At 64.9% G+C, this 5,110-nt stretch carries 1 protein-coding gene and 1 pseudogene; one reads left to right on the forward strand and one right to left on the reverse strand.

Annotation, left to right across the window (positions count from 1 at the left end; translation table 11 throughout):
* A partial coding sequence (locus tag AC1D2K_RS29425; RefSeq protein WP_478093320.1) for a Dyp-type peroxidase occupies positions 1–2,728 on the reverse strand: 2,728 nt, incomplete at its 3' end.
* Positions 2,729–3,229: 501 nt separating this feature from the next.
* Between AC1D2K_RS29425 and AC1D2K_RS29430 the strand changes: the two are divergent.
* Positions 3,230–5,110 (forward strand): annotated as a pseudogene (locus tag AC1D2K_RS29430) (hypothetical protein); the annotation flags it as partial.

The following is a 5,110-nucleotide window of genomic DNA, read 5'->3' on the forward strand; positions in this document are numbered from 1 at the left end:
CGCTGAAGCTGACCAGATCGATCGGGCGCCGCACCGGGTCGTCCGGATTCAACGGGGGCAGGTCGGGGAACTGGGTCAGCAGAGATTTCACGATCGGCGCGGTCGCGTCGTACGCAGCCTTTTCGTCGATGGACAGGATCGCGGCATTGAGGGGCTGTTGCTCGGTGCGCTTGGGCCCCGGGTCCAGGCCCAGCAGGTTCAGCCCGATCGATGCGGTCATGCGGACGCCGTAGCCCTCGACCGAGTACTCGCTTCGGGCGTGGTCTTTCAGCGCCTTGAACACCTCCGCCTGCGTTCCCAGGAGTTTCCCATAGGGCGTGCCCTGCAGCGATGCGTCGCCCGCGCGGACCAGCGCCCATGCGGCTGGCGCCTTGTCAGGATCGTCAAGGCGCTGCCGCACGACGTCGCGCGCGGCGGCCTCCTGCTGCGCCGGCGTTTCCACCGGGGGCAAGGGTTGCTGCGCGACCGGCGCCGGCGGGCCGGCCACATAGGAGTTCAGGCTGGCCAGCACGGCCAGCGGGGGCACGAACAGGTACACGCCCCATTCGAGCTGCGCCAGCGGCTTGTCGTCGAAGGTGAACCTGGCGACGCTGCCGTTGCCGTCGAAATAGCGGAACATGTACGACTCTCCGGCCTGTGGCACCCGCAAGAACGGGTCGCCCTGCGACGAGCCCACGCCGCTGCTGTTGCCGCCGGCGATCCAGCGCTGGATCGACTCGAACTGCTCGGCGATGCTGGCGCAGTAGGCCAGGAACATCACGCCGCGCTCGGTGGTGCGATCGGTGGTCGACTTCGGGCCGTATGAGACGCCGCGGCGCAGGATGCGCGGGATATAGGGCCGCCCATCGCGCGGGTTTGCACGGCGAATGTGGGAATGAAACGGGCAGGCGTCGCTCGCGACGGGCGCCGCGTAGTTGAAATCGTTCGGCCCGGTGGCGCCGGTGGGCAGGGGCGCCAGCGGCGTGCCGGATGACTGCCGGCCCATCATGTGCGCGAGCAACTCGTCGCGCTGCGGGGCCGAGAGACCCGCCATCGCACTGTCCACGTGGTCGACGCGCTGGCGGATCTTTCGCACGACGAGGTACGTGCCATTCATCAGGAGGGGATCGATTGCCGGGTTCGGCGCATCGCCTCGATCGTTGCCATGGCCCAGCAGCAGTTCGCCGGCACTCACCAGGTCGCTGTGCGCGACCRCCGGAATCGCGGGGGACTGGCTTGAATAGACCTGCGGCTGGCTGATGCCGTCGACGAAGTCCAGGTGCCCCGTGGTCTGTTGCGCCTGGTTGCGGTAGCTGCGTGTCGGCTCGACGGCCAGCACGCGCAAGCCGGTGCCCGCGGCTTGCAGGGCGTCCACCGCGGTTCTCAACGTGGGGTGCAGGGTGGATGACGTATTTGTTGCGTCGATCATGCGCAGTTGGATGACTATGTGGACTGCCCTCATGTCAATGCGTCGGCCGCCGCCGGCTTGCTGCCCATAGGCCACTGGCCTGCGCCAGCGGTCGGGGTGATTGCCCCGTACGTCGCCCAGCACCGCGCAGCGGCTCTCCATGCCCTCGATGAACTCCTGTGGGAATTCGTTCAGCCGCACGGGCGAGATGGCAAGCGCCTGGAGCCCTGCATACGTGAAGCCGCACAGGTAGCCGATGCCCCCCGGCGTCATCGGGCCGCATTTCGGGGTCAGGCTGGCCAGGTGCGCGATTGCCTGTTGGGCATTCTCGACGCGCAGCAACACCACGCAGCCGTGGGTGATGAGTTCAGCGCTGCCGAAGATGTGGGCCTGCAGTTGCGCTGGGTTGTAGGGCAACGCCGCCACAGCTGCGACCGGCGCGGCGGGCGGGCCCTTGAGCCAGGCCAACTCGTCGGCAAGCTGCACGCGCGTCTTGGCCCAGATAGCGCTTTCCTGGGGCGAGCCAAGGTTGGCGTTGAGATCCTGCATGACCTTCAGGGGCCCTTGCAGGATTGACTGGGCGAAGCGGCGCAGTGTGCCCATTTCACCGTCGTTGTTGGCCGCGTTGCCGCTGGGGAAATAGATCGACAGCCGGTACAGTCCCTTGAGCGTGCGTAGCGGCAGCACCAGGGTGCCTAACCGGTTGGCCGTCGCCTTGCTCATCGCATCTGCCTGTTGCCTTGCCGCGGAGGGCACCGCGAGTCTTGCGATCTCTGCGTCGAGCGTGACCCGGTCGCCACGCTCACGTTGCGCCTTCTCCACCGCCGCAAGATAGGGGTGATCGCCCAGCGGCATCGCCGAATCGGCGTAGAAGGTGCCGGCCTCGACCTCGTTGGCGCGCACCCAGGCGCAGTAAGTTTCGAAGCGCGAGGTGCGTGAGCCGGGATAGCCTTCGCAATGAGAGAATAGCAAGTCGAGCAGCGTGCCGATGTCGCGGTAGATCACCCGCATGTAGGTCTCCCAGCCGCCGTCGAAGGTCACGTTCAGGGACAGGCGCCAGATGCCGATGCCCGACTGGGTCGGCGCCGCCGGATCCGGCGGCACGATGGCGTAGCGGAAGTGGTGAATGATCGAGAACTGCCCAATCACATCGGGGAAGATTGGCTGCAGCAACTCTGATTCGCGAGTGTTCTGCCGCGCGGAGAACAACGCGTCGAGCACCTTGCGCAAGCGTTCGAGATAGCTCACGGGGTCGAAACCTATCACCATGCCGGACTTGATCGGGGCGAAGACCGACAGGTTCGTGATCCCGCCCAGGCCGGTGCTTTTTTTCAGCGTCATGTCCGCGCCTCTTTCTCGTGCGTTGTCACGCCGATGTGACAGACGGCATGGACAACTTGGCAGGCAAAAGAAAAAGGCTCTTGAACGTGCCCGCCATCAGCACGATGCCACCCATGCAACCACGCCGCCTCCTCAATCGTGAGTACTACTTGTAGCGTACATTTGGCAACCCATGATCAAGCAGATCTTCGCGCACGAACAGGAGAAGTTCCCGGCGGCGGGGCCGCTTCCTCGATCCATAACGGCTACGGCATCTGCTTGCATTCAAGGTCGGGGAGGACGGCACAGAGGGCTTGAAATGTGGATTGGCGGTGTCGGAGTATTTGCTCGACGGCAAAATTGACAACTGGCCGAGCGCCTCACGCGTGATGTCGCGGTTCCCTGAGCGAGTCAAAGACTTGCCCTGATCTCATCAAGGGGGAGGAGGCAGCCGGTCGAACGCCGACATTGACTCGTGTCAGCGCGATTAATCTGCGCCTTTCATGCCCTGGAGTTCGGATCATGGGAGATACGCCTGCGGTTAAATCGAATGACTCCGTTGCAGAGGTGAGGGCGAGACGGCATGCGGTCTTCCTCCTGGAGCAGGGCAAGAACGAGGCCGCGATCGCCACCAACGCCCGGTTCTGCGCTCTCGCTCTCTCTGGTGGCGGCATACGCAGTGCAACTTTCTCGCTGGGGGTGATCCAGGCGATCACACTCAGCACCAAATCGACAGTCGCCCCAGGGGTCGCTCCGACATACGCCAACTCGCTACTGTCCTCTATCGACTATCTGTCGACTGTGAGCGGCGGCGGCTACGTCGGTAGCTTTCTCGTCAGCCTGTTCCTCCCAGGTCGGCTCCAGCCGGCCGCGCCCAGCGACGCCGATGCGCACGCGGCCGAGCATGCATTCAAGGTGCTCAGCGTCGAGCCGCCCGGAAGAATCGAGGCGGACCGCCCCGCCGCCGCGGCGGACTGGGTGCGATTCCCATTGGCCTGGCTGCGTGACAACGGCCGGTATCTGACGCCCACTGGCCCGGGGGACTTGGCCTATGACATAGCGCTGGCGATTCGGAACTGGGTCGCAGTGCAGTACGTCATCGGCACGATCTTTGTTCTTGCCTTCGCCGTTCTCTCTGTCCTTCGCGGGCCGCTCTGGCAGCTTGCCTTGACATATGACGTCCGCTGGTTGCCGCAGCCGCCACTCAGCTCACCTCTATCGTTCGAGATGTGGTGGAGCCCGACCGCCTACATACCCATCGCAATCTTCCTTCTGTGGGCCTGCCCRGCCGGGCTTGCGTACTGGTGGGCGGGAAAGCGAGGCGCATTTCTGCCCAGCCTCGCCGCCTGGGGCACGCTTGCGCTGACAGTGATCTTATGGTTCTTGTCGCGCCACGACCCAGTCCCGCAGCGGGCTTCGGTCGCCTTGGCCTTTGCTGGCCTGCTTCTCCTGAGCCTGGTGTTCTACTTCGCGACCTTACTTGTCGCCGCTGTGAGGGGGGAGAGCGCCGCCGTTGCCCAACGCGTGCACCTCACGAGGTGGCTGCGCAACGCACTGGTGCTAGCGGTCGCGCTCACCGTGCTGGCGCTCCTCGAGGCGCTCGGGCAATCCATCTACCTGCTGGTCGTGCGCGGCGGCTCGGTGACGGCGCTTGCCTCTTCGCTGGGGATTGCAGGCGTGCTCACGGCGCTGGTCAAACGTGGCGTGAGCTTCCTGACTGCTCCGAAAGCCAAGGGCCTCGTGTCCCGGATTCCCCTGATGACGCTTGCCGGCGCGGCCGGCGTATTGATCATCCTGTGTGTCGCGCTCCTGTGGAGCGTCGCATTCGCGTGGATTCTTTGGGGCGGACAGATGCCCGATGTCGAGCGCACGACTAGCACCAGCATGACATTCATCGTCGTCTCGGTCTGTGTTCTTGGGTTGGCCCTGCTGACCGGGGTGTTCCCGAGTTTCATCAACCTGTCGAGCTTGCAGACTCTGTACGCCGCGCGCCTGACCCGAGCCTATCTTGGCGCGTCGAATGGGAAACGCGGCGGCGCGTCCAGAGGCGGGAAGGACCAAAGTGCGGCAGAGCCGGTGCAAGGCGACGACGTCGAGATGAAGGACTTCGTCGACCCGAAGAGCGGACTGCCAACTTCGCTCGCCCCGTTCCACCTCATCAACGTCACCCTGAACAGCACAGTCGACCCTGCAGAGCAACTGGTACAACGCGACCGCAAAGGTCTCCCCATGGCGGTCTCGCCGCCGTGCTACTGGATTGGCGGTGACCGGTTTGGCTACCGCGACGCGGCGACCGGCAACATCGATGCGACGCCGTCGGTCGGCAAGTGGATCTCGACGTCCGGCGCAGCCGCTTCGACGGGGCTCGGTAGACAGACATCGCTGGGGCTTTCGCTCCTGCTG

This window comes from Variovorax sp. P1_H12_2 (genome assembly GCF_056405335.1).